The sequence below is a fragment of the Streptomyces sp. NPDC056883 genome, assembly GCF_042788835.1.
Classification (GTDB): domain Bacteria; phylum Actinomycetota; class Actinomycetes; order Streptomycetales; family Streptomycetaceae; genus Streptomyces; species Streptomyces stoeckheimensis.
The window spans coordinates 34,755-59,827 of record NZ_JBHUBS010000004.1 but is presented as its reverse complement, the minus strand read 5'-3'; the positions used below and the strand labels follow the sequence as shown (position 1 = coordinate 59,827).

The following is a 25,073-nucleotide window of genomic DNA, read 5'->3' as shown; positions in this document are numbered from 1 at the left end:
GATGAGCTACAACCAGCCGGGGCCGTACGGAGGCCAGCAGCCGCAGCAGCCGGGGCCCTACGGGCAGCAGCCGCAGCAGCCGGGCCCGTACGGGCAGCAGCCGGGGCCCTACGGACAGCAGCCCGGATACGGGTACCCGCAGCAGGCCCCCCAGGGTGTCCCGCAGCAGGGCTACCCGCAGCAGCAGCCCGGCTTCCCCCAGCAGCAGCAGGCCCCGTACGGCGGCTACCAGCAGCAGCCTCCGTACGGCGGTACGCCCCCGAAGAAGTCGAAGGCCGGCGTGATCATCGCCGTCGTGCTGGCGGTGGCCGTGATCGGCGGCGCCGGCTGGTACTTCACGCAGGGCGGCGGCGCCTCGGCCTCGATCTCCGCGGACACCAAGGGCTACAAGCTGGTGGCTCCGGCGACGGTGGACGACTTCAAGAAGGACCCGAAGTACAAGGACCCCGACTTCAGCGACAAGGACAAGAAGGAAGCCGAAGGGGTCGGCATCAAGAACCCCACCCAGGTGGGCATGAACTACCAGGCCGGTGACCCGAAGAACCCGCTGACCACCAAGGGCCTCAACTTCTCCGGGCTCTACGGCGACGTCGCCGACCCGGAGAAGTCCGTGGACGCGTACTTCGCCATGGCCAAGCTCAACGCCTCCAAGGACGGCTCCACGAAGGTGGAGTTGATCGGAAGCCCCCAGGCGAAGACCCCGGCGGGCTTCAAGGGCGCGGTGATGAAGTGCCAGGAGATGAAGCTCATCAACACGAACACCACGGACAAGGGTCCGAAGGAGTTCACCATTCCGATCTGCGTGTGGGGTGACTACAGCACCCTGAGCATGGTCGGCGCCACCGACGTGGCGTCGATCCTGGCCGGCAAGCCGGGCTACACCCTGGACCAGACCGCGGAGCTCGCCGCGAAGCTCTACAACACCGCCCGCGTGAAGAAGTAACGCTCAGCGCACCACATTCGGCGCACCACATGAGGAAGGGCGCCCCCGGTCCGGGGGCGCCCTTCCTCATGCGTGCTGACGTAACGGCCGCTACGCCGACTTCTCGTGCGGGCCCTGGTCCTTCGGGACGATCCGCGGGACCAGCGTCGGGTTGACGTTGGAGCGGACCACGTCCGAGGTGATGACCACGCGGGCCACGTCCTTGCGGGACGGGACCTCGTACATCACCGACATCAGGACCTCTTCCATGATGGCGCGCAGGCCGCGCGCGCCGGTCTGGCGGAGGATCGCCTGGTCGGCGATGGCCTCGAGGGCCTCGCGCTCGAAGTCCAGCTCGACGCCGTCGAGTTCGAACAGCCGCTGGTACTGCTTGACCAGGGCGTTGCGCGGCTCGATGAGGATCTGGAGCAGGGCCTCGCGGTCCAGGTTGTGCACCGAGGTGATGACGGGCAGACGGCCGATGAACTCGGGGATCATCCCGAACTTCACCAGGTCCTCCGGCATGACCTCCTGGAACTGGTTGCTCGCCTCGATCTCGCGCTTCGAGCGGATCGTCGCCCCGAAGCCGATGCCCTTGGCGCCGGCGCGGGATTCGATGATCCGCTCCAGGCCGGAGAAGGCGCCGCCCACGATGAACAGCACGTTCGTCGTGTCGATCTGGATGAATTCCTGGTGCGGGTGCTTGCGGCCGCCCTGCGGCGGCACGGAGGCGGTGGTGCCTTCCAGGATCTTCAGGAGGGCCTGCTGCACGCCCTCGCCGCTCACGTCGCGCGTGATCGACGGGTTCTCGCTCTTGCGGGCGACCTTGTCGATCTCGTCGATGTAGATGATTCCGGTTTCGGCCTTCTTGACGTCGTAGTCGGCCGCCTGGATCAGCTTGAGCAGGATGTTCTCGACGTCCTCGCCGACGTACCCGGCCTCCGTGAGCGCCGTCGCGTCCGCGATGGCGAACGGAACGTTGAGCATCCGGGCCAGCGTCTGGGCCAGCAGCGTCTTGCCCGAGCCCGTGGGGCCGAGCAGGAGGATGTTGGACTTCGCGAGCTCGATCGCGTCGTCACGGCCCGTCCCGCCGCCGTTCTCGCCGGCCTGGACGCGCTTGTAGTGGTTGTACACCGCGACGGAGAGCGCCTTCTTCGCCGGCTCCTGGCCGACGACGTAGCTCTCCAGGAACTCGTAGATCTCACGGGGCTTGGGAAGTTCTTCCCAGCGAACCTCGGAGGTCTCCGCGAGTTCCTCTTCGATGATCTCGTTGCAGAGGTCGATGCACTCGTCGCAGATGTACACACCGGGTCCCGCGATGAGCTTCTTCACCTGCTTCTGGCTCTTTCCGCAGAACGAGCACTTGAGCAGGTCGCCGCCGTCACCGATGCGTGCCACGAGGTGCTTCCCCTTCGCCTGGGAGACGCCTGGTTCAGCGCTCCTGGTGCCTCATATCCGACGGTACCTTGCCGGGGGCCCCGTGCGGGGCCCCCTTGACGTGGTTCACATCTCCGAATCCGGCGATGTGCCCGCGCCAACTGGCGGCAAGGATCAGTTCGAAGTCTTACGGGTCGCCACGACCTGGTCGATCAGGCCGTACGCCAGCGCGTCCTGGGCCGTGAGGATCTTGTCGCGCTCGATGTCGTCGCGGATCTTCTCGATCGGGGTCGAGGAGTGCGTGGCCAGCATGGTCTCCAGCTGGTCGCGCATGCGCAGGATCTCGTTGGCCGCGATCTCCAGGTCGGAGAGCTGCTCACGGCCGGTGCCGCCCGAGGGCTGGTGGATCAGCACGCGGGCGTTCGGCAGCGCCATGCGCTTGCCGGGAGCACCGGCGGCGAGCAGGACCGCGGCGGCGGAGGCCGCCTGGCCCATGCAGACCGTCGAGATGTCCGGCTTCACGAACTGCATCGTGTCGTAGATCGCCGTCAGCGCGGTGAAGGAGCCGCCGGGGCTGTTGATGTACAGGTAGATGTCGCGGTCCGGGTCCATCGACTCCAGGCACAGGAGCTGCGCCATGACGTCGTTGGCGGAGGCGTCGTCGATCTGCACGCCGAGGAAGATGATGCGCTCCTCGAAGAGCTTCGCGTACGGGTCGTACTCGCGGACGCCCTGCGAGGTGCGCTCCACGAAGCGCGGCACGACGTAGCGGTTGTCCACCGGCGCGCCGGTGTAGAGGCCGCTCGCGGGAGAAAGGTTGTTCATGTGCATCTGAGTGTTCACCGTCCTGGTGGCGTTCTGCGGGCTGAGGCTTTGCCTGGTGCGGGGCGGGCGTACGGGCTCCCGTAGGGGATCCCCGTACGCCGGGCCGGGGCCGGGATCAGGCCCCGGTGCCGCCGCCGCCCGGGACCAGCGACGCGGCGGAGATGATCTCGTCGATGAGGCCGTACTCCTTGGCCTCTTCCGCCGTGTACCAGCGGTCGCGGTCGCCGTCGCGGATGATCGTCTCCACGGTCTGGCCGGAGTGGTGCGCGGTGATCTCAGCCATGCGCTGCTTCGTGCGCAGCAGGTACTGGGCCTGGATCTTGATGTCCGAGGCGGTGCCGCCGATGCCGGCGGAGCCCTGGTGCATCAGGATGTCGGTGTTCGGGAGCGCGAAGCGCTTGCCCGGGGTGCCGCCGGTGAGCAGGAACTGGCCCATGGAGGCCGCCATGCCCATACCGATGGTGACCACGTCGTTCGGGATGTACTGCATGGTGTCGTAGACCGCCATGCCCGCCGTCACCGAACCACCGGGGCTGTTGATGTACAGGTAGATGTCCTTCTCCGGCTCGGCGGCCAGGAGCAGGAGCTGCGCAGTGATCTTGTTGGCGATGTCGTCGTCGACCTGCTGGCCGAGGAAGATGATGCGCTCGCCGAGCAGCCGGTTGTAGACATGGTCGCCGAGGCCGCCACCGATGGACGGCTCACCCGCGGCGTAAGGCTTCAGATTCGTCACGTATCCACCTGCTCGTCTCCGACGGCCATGTGCCGTCTCAGCGTCTCGTTCTGGGGCGCGGACCTGCCGTGCGGACGATGTCCGCCGGCGTCGGGTACTCCCGTGCCCTCGTATTCATGGACCCTAACGCGCAGCTAGGACAACGCCATCCCGCTTCCCGAACTGTTCGCTCGGAGCGCAAGGTCAGAGGGCCCTCACGGAGGGTCCCGGGGAGGGTCCCCGAAGGGCGTCCCGCGGGACTCCCGCAGCGGTCCCGCGGGAAGGCCGAAGGGCCCGGACGCGATGGCGTACGGGCCCTCCGGGCCGTGCTCTGGTACTGCTCAGCGGGGGTACCCCGCTGTATCCACCGGATCTACCGGATCTACCGGCGAGTGTTACTTGGCCTCGTCGGCGGCGATGTCGCCGTCGGCCTCGACCACGTTCTCGACGGTCTCGGCAGCCTGCTCGAGCTCGTCCTCGTCGTCGGAGAGGTCGACGACCTCACCGTTGGTGTCGGTGACCTTGGCGGCCTCGACGACGGCCGCGAGGGCCTTGCCGCGGGCGACCTCGCCGACGAGCATCGGAACCTGGCCACCCTCGACGACGGCCTGGGCGAACTGGTCGGGGGACATGCCGGAGGAGGCGGCGCGACGCATGAGGTGCTCGGTGAGCTCCTCCTGGTTCACGTTCAGCTTCTCCTTGTTGACCAGCTCGTCGAGGACGAACTGGGTCTTGATGCCCTTGATCGCCTGCTCGGCGGTCTCGGCGTCGAACTCCTCGACCGTCTTGCCCTGGATCTCCAGGTACTTCTCGATGGTGAGGCCCATCTGGCCGAGCTGGTGGTGCTCGAGGTTGTGCTTGCGGGTCTGGACCTCGTCCGCGAGGAGCTTCTCGGGGATCGGGACCTCGACGAGCTCCAGCAGCTTCTCCAGGACGCGCTCCTGGGCCTGCGTGGCCTGGTCGTACTGCTTCATGTTCTCGAGGCGCTTGCGGCTGTCGGCCTTGAGCTCCTCGAGGGTGTCGAACTCGCTCGCCATGCCGGCGAACTCGTCGTCCAGCTCCGGCAGCTCACGGGCGGAAACCTTGGTGACCTTGACGGTGACCTCGGCGTCCTTGCCCTCGGCGGAGCCGCCCTTCAGCTGGGAGGTGAAGGTGGCCTCGCCACCGGCCTCCAGGCCCTTGACGGCCTCGTCGATGCCTTCGAGAAGCTCGCCCGAGCCGATGGTGTAGGAGACGTCCTGGGCGACACCGTCCTCCAGCACCTCGCCGTCGACCTTGGCCTCGAGGTCGATGGTGACGACGTCGCCGTCCTCAGCCGCGCGCTCGACGTCCTTGGTGGACGCGAAGCGGCCGCGCAGCTGCTCGACGGACTTCTCGACGTCCTCGTCCGAGACCTCGATGGCGTCCACGGTGACCTCGATGCCGGAGTAGTCCGGGATCTCGATCGCGGGACGGATGTCGACCTCGGCGGTGAAGGACAGCAGCTCGCCGTCCTTCAGCTCCGTGATGTCGACCTCGGGCTGGCCCAGCGGGTTCAGGTCGGCCTCGTTGACGGCCTCGGTGTAGAACTTCGGGAGGGCGTCGTTGACGGCCTCCTCCAGCACCGCACCGCGGCCGAAGCGCTGGTCGATGACGCGGGCCGGGATCTTGCCCTTGCGGAAGCCCTTCACCGTGACCTGCTGGTTGATCTTCTTGTAGGCCGCGTCGAGGCTGTCCTTGAGCTCCTCGAAGGGCACCTCAACAGTGAGCCGAACCCGAGTCGGGTTCAGGGTCTCCACGGCGCTCTTCACGGTTCGGTCTCCTTGTGGCTGACTGCTGGGGGTCTCTGCTCATCGCCGCGGTCTAGCGGTTCTCAGCGGATCGGGCCCGGTACATCAGACACACGGGCACGCAGCTTGCATAGTAGCCGCAAGCGGCAATCAGCCCACAACGCGATCATCGACGCGGCCTCGTAAGGACACGAGAACCCGAGGACGCGCGCGCTGCTCCTGCTACTCCTGCTGGTCGGGGTGGCCGGATTCGAACCGACGACCTTCCGCTCCCAAAGCGGACGCGCTACCAAGCTGCGCCACACCCCGTCGGTGCGACACGTAGGGTACATGCCCGAAGACCCTCCGCCGTGCGGAGTTTCGGCGATGGACCCGCCGGGCGCCGCCGCGGCCGCACGCGGGCGCGAAATGCGGTGTGCGATCCCCCGCCGGAACCCGCTAGGATGCTGTCCGTGCCGCGGTCCCCGGACCTGCGTCGCACGTGCTGCGGGTGTAGCTCAATGGTAGAGCACTAGTCTTCCAAACTAGCTACGCGGGTTCGATTCCCGTCACCCGCTCAGAGACGCAAAGGGCCAGGTCAGAGGACGTTTCCTCGACCTGGCCCTTCGTCGTTCCCGGGGCTGCGATCAGCTCGGCGTGCCCCCTGCGTGCCCCTTCCGCTGTGGATCTTTCTTCGTGCCCTTGGCGGCTGCCTTCCGGCCCTTCTTCACGAGCCCGCTCAGCGCGTCGGCGATCAGTCGATCTCGGTCGGCACTGGCGTGCTGATAGATCAGCGCGGCCCGGGCGGTGCTGTGGCCCATGCGCGTCATCAACTCCCGTGTGCTGGCGCCCGTCGACGCGGCGAGCGTGTTGCCCGTGTGCCGGAGATCGTGGAAGTGCAGCCCCTTCACTCCCGCTTCCCGACACGCCTTGTGCCAGAGCCGGTTGAAGTGATTCCGGCGCGGGGTGGCTCCCTTGGCCCCGACGAAGACACGCCCATCGGCGCCGGCCTCGGCGTACCGCTTCAGGTGCTCATGCAGATCCGCCAGGATCACGCCGGGGATGGAGACCGTCCTCTTGCCCGCCGCGCTCTTCGGCGCCTTGATCTCCCGCTGCCCGTTGCTCAGTTCAGCGACGGCCCGCCGGACACGCACGGTGCGGTGCTCCAGGTCGACGTCGCGCCGGTGCAGGCCGATCAGCTCACCCCAGCGCAGCCCGAGAAATCCAGCCATCAGCACGAGCGCTCGATAGCGCGGCTGGACCGCTTCGGCCAGCGCGTAGACCTCCTTGACCGTGGCTGTCGGGCGCTCCGGGGTGTGGACGGTGCTGGCTCCCTTGACCTGGCAGGGATTCCGCCGGATCAGCTCGTCGGAGACAGCCGTCCCCAGGATGGCGCGGAGCAGGGCGTAGGCCTTGGCCACAGTGGTGGGCCCGGTGCCGGCGGCGAGTTTGTCAGCACGCCAGCTCCGTACGAGGGGCGGCGAGATCTCTGCCAGGTTGACGGCTCCGAGGACGGGCTCCAGGTGGTGCTTGAGGAGCGAGGAATAGAGCTGTCTGGTGGTGCTCGTCAGCTCGCGCTCTTTGATCCAAGCGGCGGCGTACGGGCCGAAGGCGACCTTCCCGGCGTCTGGATCCCGCCAGTCACCTCGCCGCATCTCGGTCTGCATGTCGGCGAGCCAGTCGTCCGCGTCCTTCTTCGTACGGAACGTCTCAGGCGCGGGACGGAGCTCCCCGTCCGGTCCGAGGTACCGGGCCTGGTACCGGCCGGAGGGCAGTTTGCGGACCCGGCCGAACTGTCGGCGCTTCCCTGCCATCAGGCAGCCACCCCCAGACGGCGACGGCGAGGCTCGACGGTGTTCGCGGCGAGGTACTCCCGGACGGCGCTCTCCGGGATGCGCACGTGCCGACCAACCTTCACGTAGGTGATCCGACGCTCCTCGATGAGGCGGCGAGGGAACCGCACGGTGGTACCGAGCAGCTCGGCGACCTGGACGACGCTGAGGTATCGCTCATTCATGCTGCTCTCCTTGCAGGGCTTCGCGGGCGGTCTGGCGGTTGAGCTGGATGTCGCGGGCGATGGTCGCGGCGAGGACGGACTCCCCCGGATTGTGGCCGTGGCCGGCGTACTCCCAGGAGGCGAGGACGAGCACGGTCTCCGGCTCGAAGTCGTTGAGGCCGCGGGCTTCGCGTTCCTGGGCGGCGCGGTAGTCGGCGCGGGTCTGGCGGAGGGCGCCGAGGGTGGTGGAGTACTGCCTCGACTTGGTGGAGAAGTGGCCGCGGAAGCCGAGCATGTGGGCCCAGCGGGTGAGCGCGCGGTCCGGGTAGAGAGGTTGCAGCGCCGCACAGGCCTCCATCAGGCGGCGGGCGTGCTCGGGCACGGATAGCCGGTCGAGGTCTTCGCCGAGGCCGGTTCCGTGGCAGCGGGAGCAGAGGCTCAGTGCGGAGGCGGGGCGGTGATAGCGGTCGGAGTGGCCAGTCCCCCGGCACTTGCGGCAGTGCACGGCCGTGTCGGTGGCTCCAGTGGTCTCGGCGGCCTTGGTCGCGTACTTCGCGACGTACGAGGCGACGGCCTGTTCAGTGATGTCAGAGCCGTCCCCGAAGGCCTTGATCGGGCGTACGTCGAGCTGAGTGCCCCAGCGGAAGGCGCGGGCGGGCTCACCAGCGACGGAAGGGACCCGAACCGACGTGTAGGAGTGGGCTACGGCAGAGCGGATCGATCGTTCCAGGAGTTCCGTGCTGGCCCAGTACGGCGGCGGGGTCGAGGGGCCGGCAGGCCCGTCGATGCGGATCACGGCGTGGAAGTGGATGGCGCCGCGCTTCTGGAATTCGGCGACCTTGCCGTAGGAGATCCGGGCTTCCTCCGTCAGCTCGCGTTGGGTCAGCCCGGCGGAGGCAGCGATCTCGCGGCGCAGGCGGGTCGTGAATCGCTGCCAGAGCTGTCCGGCGTGGTTGTTGAAGAGGACGGCGGCGGCGTAGTCGTACGTGGTCGGGTCGAGGGCGCTGCCGAGTTCGGCGTCATCGTCGGGGTGGTGGGTGCCGCAGCGGCAGCGCCCGGAGGCGGGCCGGTTGTGGACCGGTCCGAAAGACGGGGCGGTGAGAGTGGCGAAGACGCGGGGATGTCCGCGGACGGTGGCGGGGATCTCGCGGCGGTCGTCGCCTGCCAGCCCGGCCCGGATCAGGTGGTACGTGTCTCCGGCGTGGGTCCAGGCGCAGGCCGGGCAGCGGGAGGCGCGGCGGTTGCCACAGGCGATGCGGAGGCGGGCACCGGGTTCGTCCGCGGTGGAGTAGCGGTGCAGGACCTCGCCGGAGGCCTTGTCCTTGGCGACAGTCCAGCCGGTGATGTGGATCGGGTCGGAGCAGCCACCCGTGCGGTGGATCTGGTCTTCCCAGCGTGCGTACCCGGGGGCCCCGGCCACCTTCAGCATGTCGCCGAGGGTGGACGGGTCCAGGCCCGCGATGGTCGCGGTGTGGGTCACGCGGTCACCGTCCGGTGGGGACGGCGGGTGGGGCGGCGGGTCCCGGTGCCGTGGCAGGTGAAGCAGTGGGCCGTGATCGTACGGAGGTGGCCGTTGTGGTCGCGGCCGCCGAGGGTGATGGCGACGGAGGCGTGGCCGTCGCAGTTCGGGCAGAGCTCTCCCGGGGTGTTCTGCTTCATGATGGTGATTCCGTCCGGTTCGTTGGATCGGGCAGGAATGCGGCGCCGGGACGGCGGAGACTTGGCGGTTGAGCCGTCCCGGGGCCGGTCAACGGCTCTTGAACTCCGGGCACAGGGCGCGGACGAGGAAGAGCATGACGACGGCGCTGATGGACAGGGCGACGGCGGTGACCGCGACGGCCAGGAGCAGCGAGACGGCGACCGAGGCCAGCGCGAGGACTCCAGCGACTCCGCCGGCGGCGAGGGCGAGTGCGGTTCCGGGCGAACTCTGGAGCAGGCCGCCGAAGGCACTCGGGGACTTCGCGGGGACGGGAGCCGGACCGTGCTCCGAGTACTCGACGGGTGCCGCGGTCGGGCGGATGGTCGCCGGGGTGTAGGTGTCGGGGCTGGGGTACTTGGGCTTGAACATGGTCGTTCTCCTTCCGGGGCCGGCTACTTGTTGATCGCGGTGTCGATGGCCGGGGCGAGGAAGCTGTCCGCGAGGAGGAAGCCGCCGACGAGGATCACGGCGACGAGCCAGAGCGGCGGGCGGACGAGCTTGTAGCCGAGGACACCGACGACCAGCAGGGCGAACCAGAGCGGGACGTCCATGGCGGTTGTCCTTCCGGGGTCAGCTGACGCGGCAGCGGTGGGAGCGGGCGGCGAGCTGGGCGGCGGTCGAGGAGCTGTAGTCCGAGGACCAGCCGCAGCCGTCGGTGGTGCAGACGGCGGTGTCCTTGTTGCGACCGCGGTTGTCGCGGTAGGTGCCTATCTGGACGGGGCCGATCTTCATGAGCGAGCGGAAGTTGATCCGGGCGGGCATGGGATCTCCTGTCGGGCGAGCTGGGCAGCGATGGCTTCAGCCATCGGGGACGGGACGCCGAGTCGGGCGCGCAGAGTCTCGGTATCGATGTCCGAGCCGGTACGGGTGCGGTGGTCGGCGGCGATCTTCTGGGCGTGCGCGACGAGGGCCGGCGGGACTGTGGCAGGGAGAACGGGGAGAACGGGGAGCTCGTCGGCCTGTACGCCGGGTTCTGTCACCCGCTCGACCACGGGCAGGGTCGCCGGGTCAGGAACGGGTTCCGGCGCACTGGGCGACGTAGGCCGGTGGACCAAGAGCGTGCCGCCGAGGAAGGCGAGGGCGGGCCATCCGGCGACGAGGATGCGGAGCCAGTCCGGGACGTCGCGGAGGTCGAGTAGGCCGGCGGTCGCAACGTTCGCACCAAGCGAGGCCGCGAGGGCTACGGCGAACCAGGACCAGGCCGACCGCGAGGGCTCCCCCGCATCCCGCAGAGAGCGGAGGCGGTGCCAGGCGGCGACGAGGAGCAGGTCCACGCTGACCGGGTAGGCCCAGGCCTTCCAGCCGTCCTGTCCGGCGGCTTCGGCGAGGTCGTGGAGGTGGGCGAAGGAGAGGGCTCCGGCGATGACGGCCTGGACCAGGACGGCGTCCGGACGGACCAGGCGGGTCATGGTCTTCACCTCCTTTCAGGCATGGGTGGGGTAGGGAACTGGCGCGAGAGGCCGCGCCGACCGGGTGGGCCAAGTGTTTAGAAGGCACCTGCTGTGGCGGCCTTGGGCTGGACCTTGCCGACCAGGACGCGTACCGGCAGCGCAGGCCGGAAGGGGTCCAGCTCCGGGATGTTCGGAGTGCGGTGAGCCTGGGCGTTGCAGGTGTTCACGGCCTGGCGGAGCGTGGTGTGCGGGGCCCTAATGCGGGACCAGCCGCCGGAGGAGTCGCCGGCCACGGCTGTGCCTGGGCGGTCTTTGTCGATCTGGACGGCGGCGAGGACTGCGTCCGGGGAGATGTCCCCGAAGGCCATGTTCGCCGAGGTCTCGTCGTTGACACGGTGAGCAGTACGGCCGGTGAGCTGGGCACGGAGCATCGTGATGCCCTTGCCGAGTTCGGAGCCGAAGCGCTGACCGCAGATCTCCAGGTGAATGCCGGCGGCGCGGCCAAGCTGGGCGAGACGGACCAAGTCGGTGACGATCTGGTCCCGTCGAGCCTCCTCCGCCTTACCCGCGGCGAGGGCGAGCTCCGCAACCTCATCCACCAGCAGCACGACCGGTACGGGGCGAAGGTGCACGGGCAGATCCCAGATGTCAGCAGTGATCTCTGCATCCGGCAGGTCGATGCTGATCCGCTGCTCGGCCCGGATGAGCTCGTAGACGCGGCCCATGTACTGGACGAGCGCGGCGAGCAGCTCCGCTGCATCGTCCGGGTTGTCAGCGAGGGCAGTGAACCGCCGAGCCATCGGCGAGAGTTCCACGCCGTTCTTGCAGTCGATGCCGACGAGGGCGACGTTCTGCGAGGCCAGGCCGGAGACGAGCGTGCGTTGGTAGACGGACTTCCCGGACTTGGTCGCGCCGACATTCAGGGCGTGCGGGACCTGCCGGTAGTCCCGGTGATGGACCTGCCCGTCTTCGCGCAGGGCCACCGGCACGCGGAGCGGTTGATCGGGCAGGGCCGCGGCCGGCATGCGTACCCGCTTGAGTACGTCGTATCCAGTCATCCTCAGCTCGACGACGCTGGAGCGGATCTCTCGTGAGACGACGTTGTGCAAGGCGAATGAGTGGCGGAGCCGGTCCGACGAGGCGGAGAAGTCGAACGCGTCCTGTCCGGGCCGGAGTTTCAGCCGCAGGACCAGGCCGGTCGAGGTAGGCCGGAGCCGCAGGATGCGCGGCGAACGAGCCTCAGGTGCGGGCCTGTTAGCGACCCGAGCGAGTGCTAGTCGCCAGCGGGAGGGCGGGACGGTGAGCCCGCAGGCGTCCATCACCGAGCGGTAGCGGATCAGAACGCGAACGGTCGCGAAGGTGACCCCGAAGGTCATCCAGTACCAGGTGGGATGCCGCCAGCGCAGTACGAGCGCCAAGGCGAGGACCACCACCAGCGTGACCCATAAGGCGTTCATGTTCAGCCCGCCTTTGCCGTGAGCGAGGTGACGGCGACGGCGCGGAAGCTGATGCCGTGGCGCTTCTGGCCGTTGAACTCGTTCTCCCACGGACGGGCGACCAGGCCGGTCAGCGCGACGGGGGTACCCATGACCAGCTCACCCGAGATCCCGGGCGCCGGCACGACCACCGACAGGACTTCCGCCTCCCCGTAAGAGGCGAACAACACGTCCACGGTCATCATCTGGGACCCGGTCTCGGGGTCGGTGGCGATCTCACCGGTCCGACGGTCCTTGATCTTCACTGCCGGGGGCTGGGCGACCATCACCATGGCGGCCGAGGTGTCGACGGGAATCTGACGCACAGCGGATCACTCCTCTATAGATGCTGAGCTCCGTCACTCATGTATAGGAGTGACATGAAGAAGAGTGCCCGACTCCTATACATGAGTCAGCCCGCCACGAAGAGAAACTCGTAGCGGGCTGCGGGGAGTTGAGCGAGCGTCAGTCGCGCGCGGGGATCCGGTACTCGAAGACGAACTGGTCAGCGGCCATGAGGGTGTCGCAGACCTCGACCACACGACCTTCTTCCGTGACCGCATCGCGGAGCAGATGCACCACGGGTGCGCCAGGAGTCAGCGACAGCTCGGTCGCCTCAGCTTTGGCGGCTGGCCGGGCCTGGAGCGTCTCCACGTACTCGGCGAAGACGTGGCCGTGATCCTCCAGCCGGGCGTAGATGCCGCCGGGCCCCGGATTCTCGGCGAACAGCTCCGGGATGTCCTTCACGACGTCCCAGGGCAGGTACGAGGTAGCCGTCTCCACGGGCGTCCCGTTCCGGAAGTACAGCCGACGCCGAGCCAGCACCTGAGTCCCCGCGGTGACCCCGAGCCGCGTCGCGATCTCCTCCGGCGCCTCCATGGGCCCGATGAACAGCACGCTCACCTTGGCTTCAGCCCCGGACTGCGCGGACTCGGCGAGATACGCCGCCCGGCCCTCCTGCCGATGCGTACGCCGAAAGCGATCGGAGGACCGGTGCCGCACAGGCGGCCGAGCCTTCACCAGCGAGCCCTTGCCATGCCGGGTCTCTACGAGCCCGCTCGCCCGAACCTCCACCATGGCCTTGCGGATCGTCCCGCCCGCGACGCCGTAGCGCTCCACGAGCTCCGACTCACTCGGCACCATGTCGCCGGCACTCAGCACCCCGGCCCGGATCTGCTGAACGATGTCTTCGGCGATCTGCACGTACCGAGGCACGGCGGCCCTGCCACCTCCTGCTGCGGTTCCCATAGTCCTTCTCTTCCTCCTATGCTCCTGTACATGAGTACGGGTTCCCCGCAGGCCAAGTCAACGCCACTGCACTCCGTGTCCGTAGCCGGGGCAGTGCTGCGCGAGGACGGCCGACTCCTGGCGATCCGTCGCGCGGACAACGGGAATTGGGAACTGCCGGGCGGAGTCCTCGAACTCGCAGAGTCCCCGGAGGCCGGCGTACGCCGCGAGGTCTTGGAAGAGACAGGCATCGAGGTCGAGGTAGACGAGCTCACCGGGGTCTACAAGAACACCACCCGAGGCATCGTCGCCCTGGTCTTCCGCTGCAAGCCATCAGGCGGCACCGAGCGCACCTCGGCGGAATCGACCGCAGTCGCCTGGCTCACCCCAGCAGAGGTCACTGCTCAAATGTCCGAGGTCTACGCGATCCGTCTCCTGGACGCTCTAGACGACGCCGGCCCCCACGTCCGCAGCCACGACGGCCGCCAGCTCGTCACCTCATGACCCACGAGGAAGCCGTGCGCCTGGTCCAGCAACTCATGGATGGCGACATAGCGACCGAGGACGAGGGCAGCACGATCATCGAAGCCCTGGAACTGGGCCTACGGTGCCCGCACGTCAGCGACTACATCTTCTACCCGTGCCCGGGACAACACCCTTCCGCCGAACAGGTCGTCGAACGAGCCTTGGCCTACCGCCCGATCGCTCTCTGACCCCGAGGCCATGCGGTAAGAGTTTCCCTACTTCATCAAGGGCGCTTCCGCCGCCAAGGCGGCGTCGCGCGCCCGTCGCCCCGGGCCTGCGCCCCTGTCTACGCCCCGCTCCAGCCCGGGACGCCGGCCGCGCGCCAATGGCTAAGGACTTGATGGGCTGGATGACCCCGGCCTGATAGGTGAGCCGCCCGTCAAGACAATGCCTCCGGCGGGGGCGCTCTGACTCTGGGATGCGGGGGCCAGTCGTGCGCCCGCGGCTCCGTTGTGGTTCGGGGTGGGGGCTGTCATCCCGTCTGCCGTCGTCCCAGGGCAAGCCGTAGCAGACCAGCCGCCAGGGGCCCAGGTCGTTCGTCCAGCAGGGCGCTCCACCTGGGCCCCTGACGACTGCCCCGCTACCACTACGTGTGGGACGACGGCAGACGGGATGACAGCCGGGGTGAAGCGTGGATCGCCCCGGAGCAATCCACCAACTAATCCCCGAGGGTCTGGAAGAGCTCATCGACGGGATCAATTTGCGGCTCATACTCTCGCAGCGCTGGCGATCGCAGAGGATACTGCGCAGGAATATCGTCACCAGCGGATTCCTCTTCGCTAAAATCCAGGTCTTGCGCCACTTCATCTTCCAGTAGCTCCAAGCGATCCTTCAAGACCGGGGTATCTACGCCATCCAGCTCGAAGTACTCAACGACGGAAGCAATACGACTAATCGAGTCCTGACAATCTGCGACGGTATTAACACGCCCCGACTCTGAAATATCCCACCCAGAAAGAAAATCTTGAAATCTTCTTCGCAATCCAGCCTCAGCCGTCACCGACCAATCGGACGACGGCACGCTCAGCTCCTTAAATGGAGAAAGAGCTATTTCAAAATCCTCAGGAAGGTCCAGAGCCCCCATTAGCCTCAAAGCAAGCATATCCCTCCCACTTGCGGCCGAGCCCCCCATCTCGGAATATTCCCCCAGGTACGAAATAAGTCGGATCTCTTGACGAACGGAAAGCTCCGCCTCACCTTCCACACGTCGAGCCAGCCCTTCGAGAATCGCCGTAAGCGCATCCACAGGGAGGAGTCCGTGTCGATATTTCGCATCCAACATCAGCATAACGAGATGGCGGTTCAGGAGCGACGCCTGCTGCCTGACCTCAACGGAATGCCTCCCCATCCCCTCGACCCAATAACAAGAAGGAGCATCCACCAAGCGCCTCAACGCCCCCATTAGCACGTGCTGCTGACCGGGCGCCAGGCGAGGGTGGGTTTTTTCTTGCACCCGATTACGGCTACCGAAGAAGGAGTCCATCAGGGACGCAATTAGGCGCTCATCAAGGTTTCCACCAATATCCCAGTTCACGAGCGTTTCAACTTGCTCGAAGAAGACGGCGCCCCGAGCCACTTGGGAAATCTCACCCGGATGAGACGAAAGATAGGAGGAAACAAAATCAATGAAGGAAGGGTTAGCCAGCTGTACAACTGTCGAATAGTTTCCTGGATGAAACCCTCTGGCCTGATCATCTAGGCGCACGTCCGCAGCAACACGGACGAACGTTCCCTGCAGTTTCTTAAGAGCCAGGCTCAAGCGATGGGGGCTATCCGGCAATACTCCCGCCGCAGCCTGATAGGCGGATACTCCCTCAAACAGATCAGACACCTCAACAGGCCGGCGAACTGTGGCTAGAACCAACAAGAGGCCACGTTCAGCCTGCGAAAGCTGATCTTGAAAGATGCTATCCCACAGATCGCGAGGGTTGTCGAGCGCGCCCATCGTATACTGATAGAAATCGCTTCCCGGAACACCGGAATTTCTGAAGTTTGAAGCAACAAGCTCAATCACTCGTGGACTAAAATTCGCATGCTCAACGACATTTACATATTTCCTATCGGAGAGGATCGACCTCAGGGCAGACTCCTCGATTCCGGCGAAATGAATGTGATTGTAGAAAATTTTCGCTTTCTGTAGCCTCGTGTAGTCGCCGAGGTTCAAAACGACCCTATCCTCATACAGGAGCGGAGAAGACTTCAGGCGCGGGTATATCTGCCTCGCCTGTCGCAAAATATACTCTCGCGTTGTCATGATGAGACGCTTGTCGCCTTCTTGGCTGACCCTCTCGGCGATCTGGACAAGGCGACTGTCCTCATTCTTATTCAAGCTGTCGAGCAGAGAGTTCTGCCCCAGGAAGTCGTCATAAAGGAAGGCCTGCTTCCTCCCCGGCTGCCAAACACGTTCAATTTCAGAAATATCTTCCGACGCAGTGTGAACTTCCCAGCCATCCGCCAGGAGCCTCACAAGGAGCGTCTCGGCTAGAGTGGTCTTTCCGATTCCCGGCTCACCCGAGATCACACACACATGATGGGCTTCCAACATCTCAAGGGATGTGGTGTGCGCTTCACTGTGCACATAAAGTCTGCGCCGCTTAACGATTCGTTCAACCAAGCCGGCACTCCTCAGATGCAAGTCTGAATTCATCAGATGCTGCAGCACCGCGCTCGACGTGATCCAGAGCTTAAAGTTCTGCGTCTCAATTTGAGGATGGAGCGTGAGAAGGTTGTCGAGGTCGTCAACGCCGAGGATATCGGTCTCACTTAGGCTGACGCCGCTGAACATTTGAACCACTTCGCGCTTATTGGCTCGCGTTAGCGAAGCCGAAGTTGCAAGCATGTACCTGCAACTAAATCTCCTGCCGATTTTTCTGGCCTCCAATTGCAGCTGACTTCGGATCTGAGCAAACGACCGACCCGGCGAATGCTTGCACTGAATAATTACCGAATCCTCTCCTCCATGATGCAACCGGACATCGACGCCACCGTCCCGGCCTGCGGGAAAGGTTTCCATTCGGACGCCGAACTCGGCTTGGAGGAGGTCCCTAACGAGCAATTCGAAATCATGGGGGGATAGATCGGCATAGTTTCGAGTCATGACCCCAATATGCCATTCCGCGGAATCCCCCGGATGGCTTTCCAGTAAATCCGAGACGGCCGGTCGCAGTGACGTACGAACGGTGAAGCCCCCAGCGATCGGCTGGGGGCTTCACCGTCGTTGGGGCGCGGGCCACTAATCCGAGGCCGCTGGCTGGGGATGAGCTTCATTGCGATCTTCAGGAAGGTAGAGGGCCGGTGTCGCTAGGCGGTGACCGCGGCTGGTTGCTACGCGGACGACGTCCTTCAGGGCTCCAGCCAGGTCGGTTGCTAGGAGGCGGATCTCATCAGGGTCCGCTTCCTCGTCCGCGAGGACTTCGAGGGCGTGGTCCAGGAGCTCCGAGCCCAAGCCGAGATGCACCGCCTCTGTGTTGTCGGCGAGGCGGGACAGGTAGCCGACGTTGTCGTCGGCGCTCAGGAAGCAGGGTTTGCCGTCAGGGCCCGACCACGGCAGGAGTCGCAGTTCGTTGTGGGGTGTCATCGTTCCGCCCTCCTGGCTTCGGTCGTGTGGTGCGTGGTGAAGACTGCGTCGGCTCGGTCGCCAGGGAGTGCCAGGAGCGCCGCCTCAACCACACGGCCGGCGGTGTCGGTTGCCACGCGTGTGATCGAGAGGATGGCCAGGGTCGGGCTGATGCGAAGGGTCGTCGCTTCGCCTGGAGTCGGGAGGCGAGTGCTGACCGATTCCTGGACCACGGCCAGTGGTAGGCGCTGGTCTGGCAATCGTGCGGTTAGCAGTCCCTCCGGGACGTCGGCCGGCGCCAGGTCGCGGGGCACGTAGATGCGGGCGAGGCTGTGCGGTGTCTTCCCCTCGTGGGTGAGGTAGAGAAACTCCGTCAGGGGACTGCGCGGCGAGACCTTGAGGAGGGCGGTCAGCTGGCCGTGCGCTCGGAGGTTGGTGGCTCGGACCGTGGTGTGGAGCGCCTCCTCGGTCGGGGCCAGTGCGCTCGGCGTGTGTCCGCCGCCGATGTACGTGGTCCTGCGGAGCGGGTGGCGGACGAAGTTGCCACTGCCGTGGATCTTCTCCACTAGGCCTTCGCCCTGGAGGAGCGCGAGGGCGTTCCGGAGTGTGGGCGTGCTGACTGCGTAGTGGGCGGCCAGGCGGGCTTCGGAGGGGAGGCGTTCGCCAGCCTTCAAGCGACCATTCGAGATTTGGGACCGGAGATCGTCGGCGATGGCGTGGCGGCGGAACGGTGCGGGTTGCTTCACCAGTTCCTCCGCATTCGGAGGGCGACGAGGCGGGTTCGGGCGTGCATGGTCAGGAGTTCGCCCGACTCGAAGCAGAGTCGCTTCGCGCTGGCGGGGAGTTGGATCAGGTCGATGACGCGGCATGGTTGGCCGCCGATCTGGATGACGTCACCGCGTTGGACGGTGGTTGAGGTGATCTCGACGTTTGTGGCGAGGGCGCCGCTTGGGGTCCATCCGCTCACTTGGTCACCTGCCGCGGTTCGGGCCGGTCGCTTGGGGTGTGGCAGGGGCAGTCGCAGGCCTCGTAGATCACAGGGACGCCTACCGGAGCCGTGGCGGGGGACGACTGCGCGCACTCGTGGTGGGTACCGATGGCGCACGAGCTCGACCGGTAGGGGGGCGGGGCTGCGCCGGGCGGTGAGGCCGGCCGGAGGGGGCGCCCACTGGTGCGGGTGGTTGTGGGGACCATACGGTTCAACATGCTGATCAGCTCCTACTGCTGTCGGCCAGGTCCCCGGACGTCGCCCGTCGCGGGGACCGCTTTGCGTACGGCGGCCCAGAGGGTGCGGCCGGTCAAGCTGCTGGCAAGGAGCCCGAATCGGTCGGCCTCCGCCACCACTTCCAGGACCGCCCGCCATGTGGAGGCGGGCAGCGTTTCCGGTACCTCCGCTTCGATCGACGTGTAGTGGGCGTGCTCCTCCACTCGCGTGGTCAGACCCAGGGCAGACAGGTGGGCAGCGATGCTCTCGGCCCTTGATTCCGCAGCGGGCACCGAGGGCCTCCGTCGCCGAGTGAACACGTTGAGTGAAGCTAGTTAACTAGATTAGAGCTAGTGGACTAGATTTTCTACATGCCTGAGCAGCCGCCTTATCTCCGTATCGCCGACGTACTCCGGCAGCGGATTGCGGAGCATGAGTGGAACGTTGGCGACCGGCTCCCCTCGCGGACGCAGATCGCCGAGGAGTGTGGGGTTGGCGAGAACGTCGTTCGTCGGGCGCAGGAGCTCTTGATCTCCCAAGGAGTGCTGGAAGGGCGCGCGGGCTCGGGTACGTACGTCGCGGAGCCACGGCAGCGCGTGCGGGTTGTCCGGTCGTCGGCTCGTGAGCAGCCCGGCAGTTCTCCCTTCCGTGCAGACATGCAGGCCTTGGGTAGGCAGGGGAACTGGGAGAGCCGGACCGAGGCCAAGGTTCCCGCGCCGGTCGAGATCGCCGCGCGTCTCGGGATCTCGGTTGGGGAGCTGTGCGTGCGCACGGTGTACGAGTTCCTTGCCGATGGCAGGCCGGTGCAGTTGTCGACGAGTTGGGAGCCGTACGGGCTCACCGCCGGCACGCTCGTGGTCCTGCCCGAGGGTGGGCCGCATGCCGGTGCCGGCGTCGTGAACCGGATGGCCGTCATTGGGATCACGGTCAGCCACGCCGTGGAGCAGCCGGAGCCGCGGCAGGCAACCGCCGAGGAGGCGTCGCTTCTCGGGATCCAGAAGGCTGCCCTGGTGACCCACATTCGGCGGACCTACTACAGCGACCAGGGGCAACCCGTGGAGACGGCCGACATCGTCATTCCCGTCGCACTGTGCGAGGTCGTGTACGAGATTCCGATCAGAAGCTGAGTGCTGTCACCTGGAGGGTCGGCGGCTGGGTTCGGCCCCAGGAAGTCAGACCCTGACGGCATGATGTCCTCCGTGACGAACAGCGCAGACCTGCATCCTGACCGGATACCGGGGTACGACGGCGGCCCCCTCACGCATGAGGCAGGGTTCCTGGACGAGCCGTTGTTCTGGCTTGGGCACATCTCCTCGTGTGTCCATTCCGAGGAAGCCGCGGAACTGCTCTTCGGTGCTGACTACGACGCGGCGGGCGAGTTCCAACGGCGGTTGTGGGAGCAGGCCAAGTGGCCGACGTTCACCATCCCCCTTGCCAACGATCACCGTCTCCACATCGTCTATCGCACCCTCACGGGCGAGGCCGGCACCGACTACCTCCTCCACCATCCCGATTGGGAGGAGGCCGAGCACCTCGCCCAGGACGACGGGCACTTCATGGGGCCGGGCCTGTCCTGGCCCGAGCTGGTCGCTGCTGCGGACAATGCACTGCCCGGCGGGAGTACCACCGACCCGCACGCTCGGCTGCTACTGCTGCTTCCCGCGTTGGGTGACGACGAACTGCCCAACGATGCCGTGGACCGCCTGGCGGCCGCGCTGCGCGCTTGTACGGGCGTGGAGGACCCCCAGGCCCTCGGAGTCGCCCTGCTGGACGCCCAGGGCGCACCAGGCCCCGCGCGCTGGACAACAGACGTCCGCGGTTACGCCGTCAACGACGGCGAGTACTCCTGCCGCAACCCCGCCAACCACTTTGCGCTGCCGGCCGCTCGACTGTCACGGGTGGCCGCTGCGCTCGCCCCTTGACCCGTGTACGCCCTCTCGACGCGGTGTCCTGGCTCGTGTCTCCCGCGTGCCCGATCGGAGGGGGCCGTTGAGGGCGCAGCGGGGAACAGCGGTGAGAGAGCAGGGAACCAGCAGGTCAGCGGGTTGGCTGGTCGGGCCAGGGGCGGGTACGCGATCTTCCAAACTAGCTACGCGGGTTCGATTCCCGTCACCCGCTCAGAGACGCAAAGGGCCAGGTCAGAGGATGTTTCCTCCGCCTGGCCCTTCGTCGTTCCGGAGGTCGTGGAAGCGGCGCACACGCGAACGTGCCTTCAGTCGCTGCCGATTCCCGCCGCCGGAGGAATTCCTCGTCCGGGGAATGCCTCTCGCGCGCAGCGCCAGAGGGTCTTGCCGTCGCCGAAGAGCGGCACGAGGAACACGATGTGCGCGAGGTACCACCAGGACAAGGCCTCGTCGAGGCCGGAGAGTCGCAGGAGGCCGCCCACGGCGAGGCAGGCGGCGGGGCCGGCCAGGGCGACCGTGGCGGTCTGGCGCGTGGTCATGGCACCGTGCGGGATCACCGAGGTGCGCAGCGCCGTCCGTTCGATGGTGATGTGGGTGACGGTGCGGATGCGTTTGAGGACGAGCACATGCGCCGATTCGTGTAGGGCGAAGGAGGCCGCCAGACCCAAGGCGCTCGGTTTGGCCACCAGCACCCATGCCATCTCGGCCGGTACCGGGTCGCCGGAGTGCGCCTTCAAGGCCAGCGCCGCCGCCAGAAGGACGCCGGCGACCGCCAGCAGGGGCCACACCTGCGCGGCCGTCGCCCATGCGACGGCCCCCACCTTCAGGTCAGCTGCCGGACGCGTTGAGGAGCTGCTCACGGCGCTGCTTCAACCCTTGGTAGACGGTCTGGATCAGCGTCAGAACGACGGTGAGCACGAGGAACAGGACGATGGGCGGGACCGGGTTCTCGATGCCCGTGGTGATGCCCAGCGCCCCGTTGTCCTTCTTCACCGTTTCGAAGACCACCGCCCCGAAGAACAGGGTGCGTTTGGCGGCCTCGTCAGCGCCCGTCGAGAACATGAGGGCGAGCAGGGACACCGCTACGGTGGCCAGCGTCAGCAGTACGGCCCCCAGCGCGGACGTCATGGCCCACCGTGCCTTGAACATTTCTTCTCCTTGACTCATTTGTGCGGATTCCTTGGATCGCGTACCCGATGAACGCGGCGACCGCCCCGGCCAGGCAGCCCACGACCGCCCACGGCGGAAGGGAGAGCAGCCCCAGCCCGATCACCGACACGCCGGCAACGACGAAGACGACGGAGAGCCCCAGGAACACGGAGAACGGGTTGTCCTTCTCCGCGGGGAACACGATGCTGATGCACGTGGCCATGACCGTGCCGCCCAGGCAGGAGGCCAACGCCGCCCCGCTGGAAACGAGTCGGTCCGCATCGGCCGCCAGCGTGATCGCGAGAGCGGGCACGGCGAACACCACGAGCAGGACCACCTGCGCCCTGACCAGCCGTACATAGACCCGCCAGGCCGGTTCCCTCGCACCGGGGAGCACCCGGAGCGGCTGGGTGGCGGTGAACTGGTACAGGCCGCCGAAGGACAGCGCGGCCAAGCCCCACATGGGGTTCCACGAGGAGTCGGCCAGGAGCAGATAGGCGAACAGAGCCAGGGCCATCGCAACGGCGGCCACGGTCTGCGCGCTGCGCAGCAGGCACCAGTCGTACGGGCCGAGGAGGTTCCGCAGCCGGATGCTTCCGGGGAGTTTCAGGTAGCTGGACTGGCGGATGTGCTGGTTGGGGGCGAGCGCGAAGGTCAAGGTCAGCAGCACGGCCGACACCACTGCGGTGGCGGCCAGCGTCGGCCCAGGGCCGTGTTCGTTCCACGCCCAGGACACGGATGTGACCCACGTGTACGTGGTCCGCTTGCTCAGGTACGCGCTGGACAGAGACTGGATCATCGGCGTCATCTGCGCGGTGTAGTACGCCAGTACGGCGAACAGGGCGAGGGAGTTGAGGATCCCCGCCATCCTGCCGAGCCCCGCCAGCATCCACAGCCGGGTCAGGAGCTGGTACAGCACGGACAGCGTCAGGTAAGTGAGGACGGTGGGCAGGACGATCGAGGCGGTGATGTAGCCGGCCGCGGACGGGCCGAGGAGGATCAGCGCGCTCACGGCGAGGGAGACGAGACCGGCGGCGGCCACGACGGCGGTCATCGCTGCTTCGTACATGAGGAAGGCCGTGGCGCGCTCGCGGTTGGTGACCGGTAGCTGATAGCTGAGCTGGAGCATCCCTTCGGCGTTGATGAACAACACCTTCACCAGCAGGAACGCGATCTGCACCCACAGCACGAGGGACACCGTCGAGGAATCGAACAGCAGCCGCCACACCGCCGCTTCCCCAGCCAGAGGGCGCAGAAAGAAATAAGAGGCGGTGCACATGGCACCCAGCAGCAGCAGGGCTGCCGCGATGACGAACACCCTGACCGGGGTGGATTTCAGAGCGCCGGCCCGAAGGGCCCGGCGGCGGAAGAACACGAGGAGCATCCGGGCGAGGATCGCCGACTGCCGAATTCGCACCGCCGTCATCGCAGGTCCGATTCGAGGTGGTCGACCACCATCGTCGCGAGCGATCCGTGTTCCTCGATCAGTTCCCGCGTCGGCGCGTCGTGCACCACCTGTCCCAGGTCCAGGAAGAGCGTCCGGTCGGCCAGGCGCTCCAGTACGGCAAAGTCATGGGTGCACAGGACGATGGAGCGGCCCTCGTCGCGGATCAGCCGGAACTCCTTCTCCGCAAGATGCAGCGCTTCCAGGTCGATGCCGTTGAGGGTCTCGTCGACGATGGTCAGCGGTGGACGGATCACGAAGGCGGACACCAGCTGCGTCTTCTTGCGCATGCCGTGCGAGTAGTCCTCGATGAGGTCGTCATAGCGGCCGTCCATGGAGAACCTGCGGAACAGGCCGATCGCCTCATCGTGGTCGACTTCCAGGCCGAAGAGCCCGCCCATCATGGAGATGTACTCACGGGCGGTGAGGAACTCGGGCAGATAGTCGTTGCTGGAGAGGTACATGCCCAGCCGTTTCGCCTCGGGCCGCGCGTGCTCGTGGCCGCCGAGCAGGATGGTCCCCGACTGCAGGCGCACGAGATCGAAGATGTTCTTGATGAGCGTGGACTTGCCGGAGCCGTTGGGGCCCACGAGGCCGACGATGGTTCCCTCTTCGACCGCGAAGGACACGTCCAGCAGGACGTTGACGATTCCGTCATAGGAATAGCTGATGCTTCTGACATCAAGGAGAGCCATTGCCGTGTTGATCCTTACCGATTCTGTCGATCAGAGCGGCGCCCGGGAGACCCCCGGCAACCGGGACTTCCCGGGCGCCTCACAGACGTGTCCGTCAGACGGCTAGGCGCATTCGGCGCTGACCTTCAGCCCGTAGTTCTTGAAGGACCAATTGCCGGTGAACTTCTTGTTCTGCTTCACCACGCACCAGACGACCAGCCCGGCGAAGATCGTGGCACCCAGGCCGAGGACGACCGCGACGAAAATCAGGAACCAGGCGTCGTAGCGGACGAGCCCCCGGTCGACCTTCGCCCTGATCGACGAGATGGCGCGCTCGGGCGCCGAGGTCGCGGCCACGTACGCACCGATCGACGCGGAGGTGAACGCTCCGACGCTCCTTCCCCCGGCCGGCGCGACGGCGACTTCGGTCTCTCGTATCAGAGTTGACGCAGACATGGTCATGCTCCTTGCAGTCGGCGCCCGTCAAGGGCCGACGAATGATTGATGGGTGGTCACATCACAGGTCTCACACCGGACTTCGGCGAAATTTCGCCACAAGCGACAGCCGCGCGGAGCCGCGGCGGGGAGCCTCGTGAAGGACTCTGGCATAAGAAATTGATCAATCGGGATGATCTTGCTTGAAATGGGACTTAAGTCCCCCCAAGTCCAGACCTTCATCCCCGGTCAAAGCCGCCACGGACGGGCCCAAGGTCCCGGAACGGCGTTCTCGGCGAGTGGGGAGCCGTACGAGCTCACCGCCATGTGACCCAAGGCCCGCGGGCGCTCGAGAGCCCCGCCGGGTACGTGTGTCGGCCGTCCTGTCCTCGACCTGGCCGCGAAGGGCTCGGCCCGTCTGGGGCGAGCACCACGGCGAGGGAGTGTTACAGGGGTTGCCGAAGGGCCTTGAGCGGTCTCAGGGCGATGCCTGAGCCCGCCGGCCGTACTCCTGCGTCAGAGCTTGATGCCCGCGATGGTGTCCGCGAGGGAGTTCAGGAAGCGGTTGACGTCCGGGGCGATGGAGCTCGACGCGAGGAAGAAGCCGAAGAGGACCGCGACGATGGCGGGGCCGGCCTTGAGGTGGCCTCCGCGGACGAGCACCACGAGGATGATCGCCAACAGAACCACTACTGATAGCGAAATGGCCACTTCTGATCACACCTTCGGTCGTCCCCTGGTCGGCCCGGGGTGCGGCCGCGCGCACCCCCACATGGACCATCCTCCCACCAACGCGCCCCGGCTATCCGC

31 protein-coding genes and 2 tRNA genes are annotated in these 25,073 nt (G+C 66.5%); 6 read left to right on the top strand and 27 right to left on the bottom strand.

Features of this window, described 5'->3' with window-relative positions; genetic code table 11:
- Position 1 precedes the first annotated feature (1 nt).
- Entirely contained in the window at positions 2-943 is a 942-nt protein-coding gene (locus ACFRU2_RS12175; protein WP_375955088.1) for a hypothetical protein, read from the top strand.
- A gap of 90 nt (positions 944-1,033) precedes the next feature.
- Here the strand turns inward: ACFRU2_RS12175 and clpX are convergent, their stop codons facing one another.
- The 5 genes from clpX to ACFRU2_RS12150 form a co-directional block, all read right to left on the bottom strand.
- Positions 1,034-2,320, bottom strand: coding sequence for an ATP-dependent Clp protease ATP-binding subunit ClpX (clpX, locus tag ACFRU2_RS12170; RefSeq protein WP_250739478.1), 1,287 nt, complete (start codon positions 2,318-2,320; stop codon positions 1,034-1,036).
- A 153-nt stretch (positions 2,321-2,473) separates the two neighbouring features.
- Complete coding sequence (locus tag ACFRU2_RS12165; RefSeq protein ID WP_250739479.1) at positions 2,474-3,124, bottom strand: ATP-dependent Clp protease proteolytic subunit; 651 nt, start codon at positions 3,122-3,124, stop codon at positions 2,474-2,476.
- Positions 3,125-3,239: 115 nt separating this feature from the next.
- The gene (locus ACFRU2_RS12160) at positions 3,240-3,857 is read right to left on the bottom strand and encodes an ATP-dependent Clp protease proteolytic subunit (protein WP_382971010.1); all 618 of its coding nucleotides are present in this window, start codon (positions 3,855-3,857) and stop codon (positions 3,240-3,242) included.
- Between the two features lie 374 nt (positions 3,858-4,231).
- A complete protein-coding gene (tig, locus tag ACFRU2_RS12155; protein ID WP_382971007.1) occupies positions 4,232-5,626 on the bottom strand; it encodes a trigger factor in 1,395 nt (464 codons plus the stop codon).
- A 211-nt stretch (positions 5,627-5,837) separates the two neighbouring features.
- Positions 5,838-5,914 (bottom strand) — tRNA-Pro (locus tag ACFRU2_RS12150).
- Between the two features lie 177 nt (positions 5,915-6,091).
- Here ACFRU2_RS12150 and ACFRU2_RS12145 point away from each other — a divergent pair.
- Positions 6,092-6,162 (top strand) — tRNA-Gly (locus ACFRU2_RS12145).
- A gap of 69 nt (positions 6,163-6,231) precedes the next feature.
- Here the strand turns inward: ACFRU2_RS12145 and ACFRU2_RS12140 are convergent.
- The 11 genes from ACFRU2_RS12140 to ACFRU2_RS12090 form a co-directional block, all read right to left on the bottom strand.
- Positions 6,232-7,398, bottom strand: coding sequence for a tyrosine-type recombinase/integrase (locus ACFRU2_RS12140; protein WP_382971005.1), 1,167 nt, complete (start codon positions 7,396-7,398; stop codon positions 6,232-6,234).
- On the bottom strand, positions 7,398-7,601 hold the full coding sequence (locus ACFRU2_RS12135) for an excisionase family DNA-binding protein (RefSeq protein ID WP_382971003.1): 204 nt from the start codon (positions 7,599-7,601) through the stop codon (positions 7,398-7,400). Before ACFRU2_RS12135 ends, ACFRU2_RS12140 begins: the two co-directional genes overlap by 1 nt.
- Positions 7,594-9,009, bottom strand: a complete 1,416-nt coding sequence (locus ACFRU2_RS12130) for a replication initiator (protein ID WP_382971877.1) — start codon at positions 9,007-9,009, stop codon at positions 7,594-7,596. Before ACFRU2_RS12130 ends, ACFRU2_RS12135 begins: the two co-directional genes overlap by 8 nt.
- A 47-nt stretch (positions 9,010-9,056) precedes the next feature.
- Positions 9,057-9,239 carry a hypothetical protein gene (locus tag ACFRU2_RS12125; RefSeq protein WP_274548043.1) on the bottom strand — a complete coding sequence of 61 codons (183 nt, stop codon included), beginning with the start codon at positions 9,237-9,239 and terminating at the stop codon, positions 9,057-9,059.
- Positions 9,240-9,327: 88 nt separating this feature from the next.
- The gene (locus tag ACFRU2_RS12120) at positions 9,328-9,648 is read right to left on the bottom strand and encodes a hypothetical protein (protein ID WP_382970999.1); all 321 of its coding nucleotides are present in this window, start codon (positions 9,646-9,648) and stop codon (positions 9,328-9,330) included.
- A gap of 23 nt (positions 9,649-9,671) precedes the next feature.
- Complete coding sequence (locus tag ACFRU2_RS12115) at positions 9,672-9,830, bottom strand: hypothetical protein (protein ID WP_266908904.1); 159 nt, start codon at positions 9,828-9,830, stop codon at positions 9,672-9,674.
- A 19-nt stretch (positions 9,831-9,849) separates the two neighbouring features.
- The gene (locus ACFRU2_RS12110) at positions 9,850-10,041 is read right to left on the bottom strand and encodes a mobile element transfer protein (RefSeq protein WP_052871652.1); all 192 of its coding nucleotides are present in this window, start codon (positions 10,039-10,041) and stop codon (positions 9,850-9,852) included.
- Positions 10,008-10,688 (bottom strand): DUF2637 domain-containing protein, encoded by a 681-nt coding sequence (locus tag ACFRU2_RS12105; protein WP_382970997.1) that lies wholly within the window; start codon positions 10,686-10,688, stop codon positions 10,008-10,010. Before ACFRU2_RS12105 ends, ACFRU2_RS12110 begins: the two co-directional genes overlap by 34 nt.
- Positions 10,689-10,765: 77 nt before the next feature.
- Positions 10,766-12,127, bottom strand: coding sequence for an FtsK/SpoIIIE domain-containing protein (locus tag ACFRU2_RS12100; protein WP_382970994.1), 1,362 nt, complete (start codon positions 12,125-12,127; stop codon positions 10,766-10,768).
- Between the two features lie 2 nt (positions 12,128-12,129).
- Complete coding sequence (locus ACFRU2_RS12095) at positions 12,130-12,471, bottom strand: hypothetical protein (protein ID WP_052871649.1); 342 nt, start codon at positions 12,469-12,471, stop codon at positions 12,130-12,132.
- Between the two features lie 139 nt (positions 12,472-12,610).
- On the bottom strand, positions 12,611-13,393 hold the full coding sequence (locus ACFRU2_RS12090; protein WP_052871648.1) for a GntR family transcriptional regulator: 783 nt from the start codon (positions 13,391-13,393) through the stop codon (positions 12,611-12,613).
- Positions 13,394-13,411: 18 nt separating this feature from the next.
- Here ACFRU2_RS12090 and ACFRU2_RS12085 point away from each other — a divergent pair, with 18 nt between their 5' ends.
- Both ACFRU2_RS12085 and ACFRU2_RS12080 read left to right on the top strand, forming a co-directional pair.
- Positions 13,412-13,876, top strand: coding sequence for an NUDIX hydrolase (locus ACFRU2_RS12085; protein WP_382970991.1), 465 nt, complete (start codon positions 13,412-13,414; stop codon positions 13,874-13,876).
- On the top strand, positions 13,873-14,085 hold the full coding sequence (locus tag ACFRU2_RS12080) for a bacteriocin immunity protein (RefSeq protein ID WP_382970989.1): 213 nt from the start codon (positions 13,873-13,875) through the stop codon (positions 14,083-14,085). The genes ACFRU2_RS12085 and ACFRU2_RS12080 overlap by 4 nt, the downstream gene beginning before the upstream one ends.
- 470 nt (positions 14,086-14,555) lie before the next feature.
- Here the strand turns inward: ACFRU2_RS12080 and ACFRU2_RS12075 are convergent, their stop codons facing one another.
- From ACFRU2_RS12075 to ACFRU2_RS12055, 5 genes are all read right to left on the bottom strand, one after another.
- A complete protein-coding gene (locus tag ACFRU2_RS12075; RefSeq protein WP_382970986.1) occupies positions 14,556-16,994 on the bottom strand; it encodes a restriction endonuclease in 2,439 nt (812 codons plus the stop codon).
- Between the two features lie 135 nt (positions 16,995-17,129).
- On the bottom strand, positions 17,130-17,474 hold the full coding sequence (locus tag ACFRU2_RS12070; RefSeq protein ID WP_382970983.1) for a hypothetical protein: 345 nt from the start codon (positions 17,472-17,474) through the stop codon (positions 17,130-17,132).
- On the bottom strand, positions 17,471-18,199 hold the full coding sequence (locus ACFRU2_RS12065) for a GntR family transcriptional regulator (RefSeq protein ID WP_382970980.1): 729 nt from the start codon (positions 18,197-18,199) through the stop codon (positions 17,471-17,473). Before ACFRU2_RS12065 ends, ACFRU2_RS12070 begins: the two co-directional genes overlap by 4 nt.
- On the bottom strand, positions 18,196-18,420 hold the full coding sequence (locus ACFRU2_RS12060) for a hypothetical protein (protein ID WP_382970977.1): 225 nt from the start codon (positions 18,418-18,420) through the stop codon (positions 18,196-18,198). Before ACFRU2_RS12060 ends, ACFRU2_RS12065 begins: the two co-directional genes overlap by 4 nt.
- 251 nt (positions 18,421-18,671) lie before the next feature.
- Positions 18,672-18,950, bottom strand: a complete 279-nt coding sequence (locus tag ACFRU2_RS12055; RefSeq protein WP_382970975.1) for a hypothetical protein — start codon at positions 18,948-18,950, stop codon at positions 18,672-18,674.
- A gap of 78 nt (positions 18,951-19,028) precedes the next feature.
- On the opposite strand from ACFRU2_RS12055, the gene ACFRU2_RS12050 reads away from it, so the two are divergent.
- Positions 19,029-19,784: a GntR family transcriptional regulator gene (locus tag ACFRU2_RS12050; protein WP_382970973.1), complete on the top strand. Its 756-nt coding sequence runs from the start codon at positions 19,029-19,031 to the stop codon at positions 19,782-19,784.
- A 72-nt stretch (positions 19,785-19,856) separates the two neighbouring features.
- Positions 19,857-20,579 carry a hypothetical protein gene (locus tag ACFRU2_RS12045; protein WP_382970970.1) on the top strand — a complete coding sequence of 241 codons (723 nt, stop codon included), beginning with the start codon at positions 19,857-19,859 and terminating at the stop codon, positions 20,577-20,579.
- 290 nt (positions 20,580-20,869) lie between these two features.
- Here ACFRU2_RS12045 and ACFRU2_RS12040 read toward each other — a convergent pair whose 3' ends face one another.
- The 6 genes from ACFRU2_RS12040 to ACFRU2_RS12015 form a co-directional block, all read right to left on the bottom strand.
- A complete protein-coding gene (locus tag ACFRU2_RS12040) occupies positions 20,870-21,421 on the bottom strand; it encodes a hypothetical protein (protein ID WP_382970967.1) in 552 nt (183 codons plus the stop codon).
- Complete coding sequence (locus ACFRU2_RS12035) at positions 21,390-21,689, bottom strand: hypothetical protein (RefSeq protein WP_382970964.1); 300 nt, start codon at positions 21,687-21,689, stop codon at positions 21,390-21,392. The genes ACFRU2_RS12040 and ACFRU2_RS12035 overlap by 32 nt, the downstream gene beginning before the upstream one ends.
- Positions 21,604-23,127 (bottom strand): hypothetical protein, encoded by a 1,524-nt coding sequence (locus ACFRU2_RS12030; RefSeq protein ID WP_382970962.1) that lies wholly within the window; start codon positions 23,125-23,127, stop codon positions 21,604-21,606. Before ACFRU2_RS12030 ends, ACFRU2_RS12035 begins: the two co-directional genes overlap by 86 nt.
- A gap of 5 nt (positions 23,128-23,132) precedes the next feature.
- Entirely contained in the window at positions 23,133-23,849 is a 717-nt protein-coding gene (locus ACFRU2_RS12025; RefSeq protein ID WP_382970959.1) for an ATP-binding cassette domain-containing protein, read from the bottom strand.
- Positions 23,850-23,951: 102 nt separating this feature from the next.
- Positions 23,952-24,284 (bottom strand): hypothetical protein, encoded by a 333-nt coding sequence (locus ACFRU2_RS12020; RefSeq protein WP_382970956.1) that lies wholly within the window; start codon positions 24,282-24,284, stop codon positions 23,952-23,954.
- Positions 24,285-24,779: 495 nt separating this feature from the next.
- Entirely contained in the window at positions 24,780-24,974 is a 195-nt protein-coding gene (locus ACFRU2_RS12015) for a hypothetical protein (protein ID WP_250739483.1), read from the bottom strand.
- Between the last annotated feature and the right edge of the window lie 99 nt (positions 24,975-25,073).

Coding starts and splice junctions, on each gene's coding strand:
- ACFRU2_RS12035 (WP_382970964.1), bottom strand. CDS start 21,689: ATGACGTCCGCGCTGGGGGCCGTACTGCTGACGCTGGCCACCGTAGCG.
- ACFRU2_RS12115 (WP_266908904.1), bottom strand. CDS start 9,830: ATGGACGTCCCGCTCTGGTTCGCCCTGCTGGTCGTCGGTGTCCTCGGC.
- ACFRU2_RS12085 (WP_382970991.1), top strand. CDS start 13,412: ATGCTCCTGTACATGAGTACGGGTTCCCCGCAGGCCAAGTCAACGCCA.
- ACFRU2_RS12125 (WP_274548043.1), bottom strand. CDS start 9,239: ATGAAGCAGAACACCCCGGGAGAGCTCTGCCCGAACTGCGACGGCCAC.
- ACFRU2_RS12140 (WP_382971005.1), bottom strand. CDS start 7,398: ATGGCAGGGAAGCGCCGACAGTTCGGCCGGGTCCGCAAACTGCCCTCC.
- ACFRU2_RS12070 (WP_382970983.1), bottom strand. CDS start 17,474: ATGACACCCCACAACGAACTGCGACTCCTGCCGTGGTCGGGCCCTGAC.
- ACFRU2_RS12165 (WP_250739479.1), bottom strand. CDS start 3,124: ATGAACAACCTTTCTCCCGCGAGCGGCCTCTACACCGGCGCGCCGGTG.
- ACFRU2_RS12110 (WP_052871652.1), bottom strand. CDS start 10,041: ATGCCCGCCCGGATCAACTTCCGCTCGCTCATGAAGATCGGCCCCGTC.
- ACFRU2_RS12075 (WP_382970986.1), bottom strand. CDS start 16,994: ATGACTCGAAACTATGCCGATCTATCCCCCCATGATTTCGAATTGCTC.
- ACFRU2_RS12105 (WP_382970997.1), bottom strand. CDS start 10,688: ATGACCCGCCTGGTCCGTCCGGACGCCGTCCTGGTCCAGGCCGTCATC.
- ACFRU2_RS12050 (WP_382970973.1), top strand. CDS start 19,029: ATGCCTGAGCAGCCGCCTTATCTCCGTATCGCCGACGTACTCCGGCAG.
- ACFRU2_RS12090 (WP_052871648.1), bottom strand. CDS start 13,393: ATGGGAACCGCAGCAGGAGGTGGCAGGGCCGCCGTGCCTCGGTACGTG.
- ACFRU2_RS12175 (WP_375955088.1), top strand. CDS start 2: ATGAGCTACAACCAGCCGGGGCCGTACGGAGGCCAGCAGCCGCAGCAG.
- ACFRU2_RS12100 (WP_382970994.1), bottom strand. CDS start 12,127: ATGAACGCCTTATGGGTCACGCTGGTGGTGGTCCTCGCCTTGGCGCTC.
- ACFRU2_RS12130 (WP_382971877.1), bottom strand. CDS start 9,009: ATGCTGAAGGTGGCCGGGGCCCCCGGGTACGCACGCTGGGAAGACCAG.
- ACFRU2_RS12020 (WP_382970956.1), bottom strand. CDS start 24,284: ATGTCTGCGTCAACTCTGATACGAGAGACCGAAGTCGCCGTCGCGCCG.
- ACFRU2_RS12080 (WP_382970989.1), top strand. CDS start 13,873: ATGACCCACGAGGAAGCCGTGCGCCTGGTCCAGCAACTCATGGATGGC.
- ACFRU2_RS12135 (WP_382971003.1), bottom strand. CDS start 7,601: ATGAATGAGCGATACCTCAGCGTCGTCCAGGTCGCCGAGCTGCTCGGT.
- ACFRU2_RS12120 (WP_382970999.1), bottom strand. CDS start 9,648: ATGTTCAAGCCCAAGTACCCCAGCCCCGACACCTACACCCCGGCGACC.
- ACFRU2_RS12025 (WP_382970959.1), bottom strand. CDS start 23,849: ATGGCTCTCCTTGATGTCAGAAGCATCAGCTATTCCTATGACGGAATC.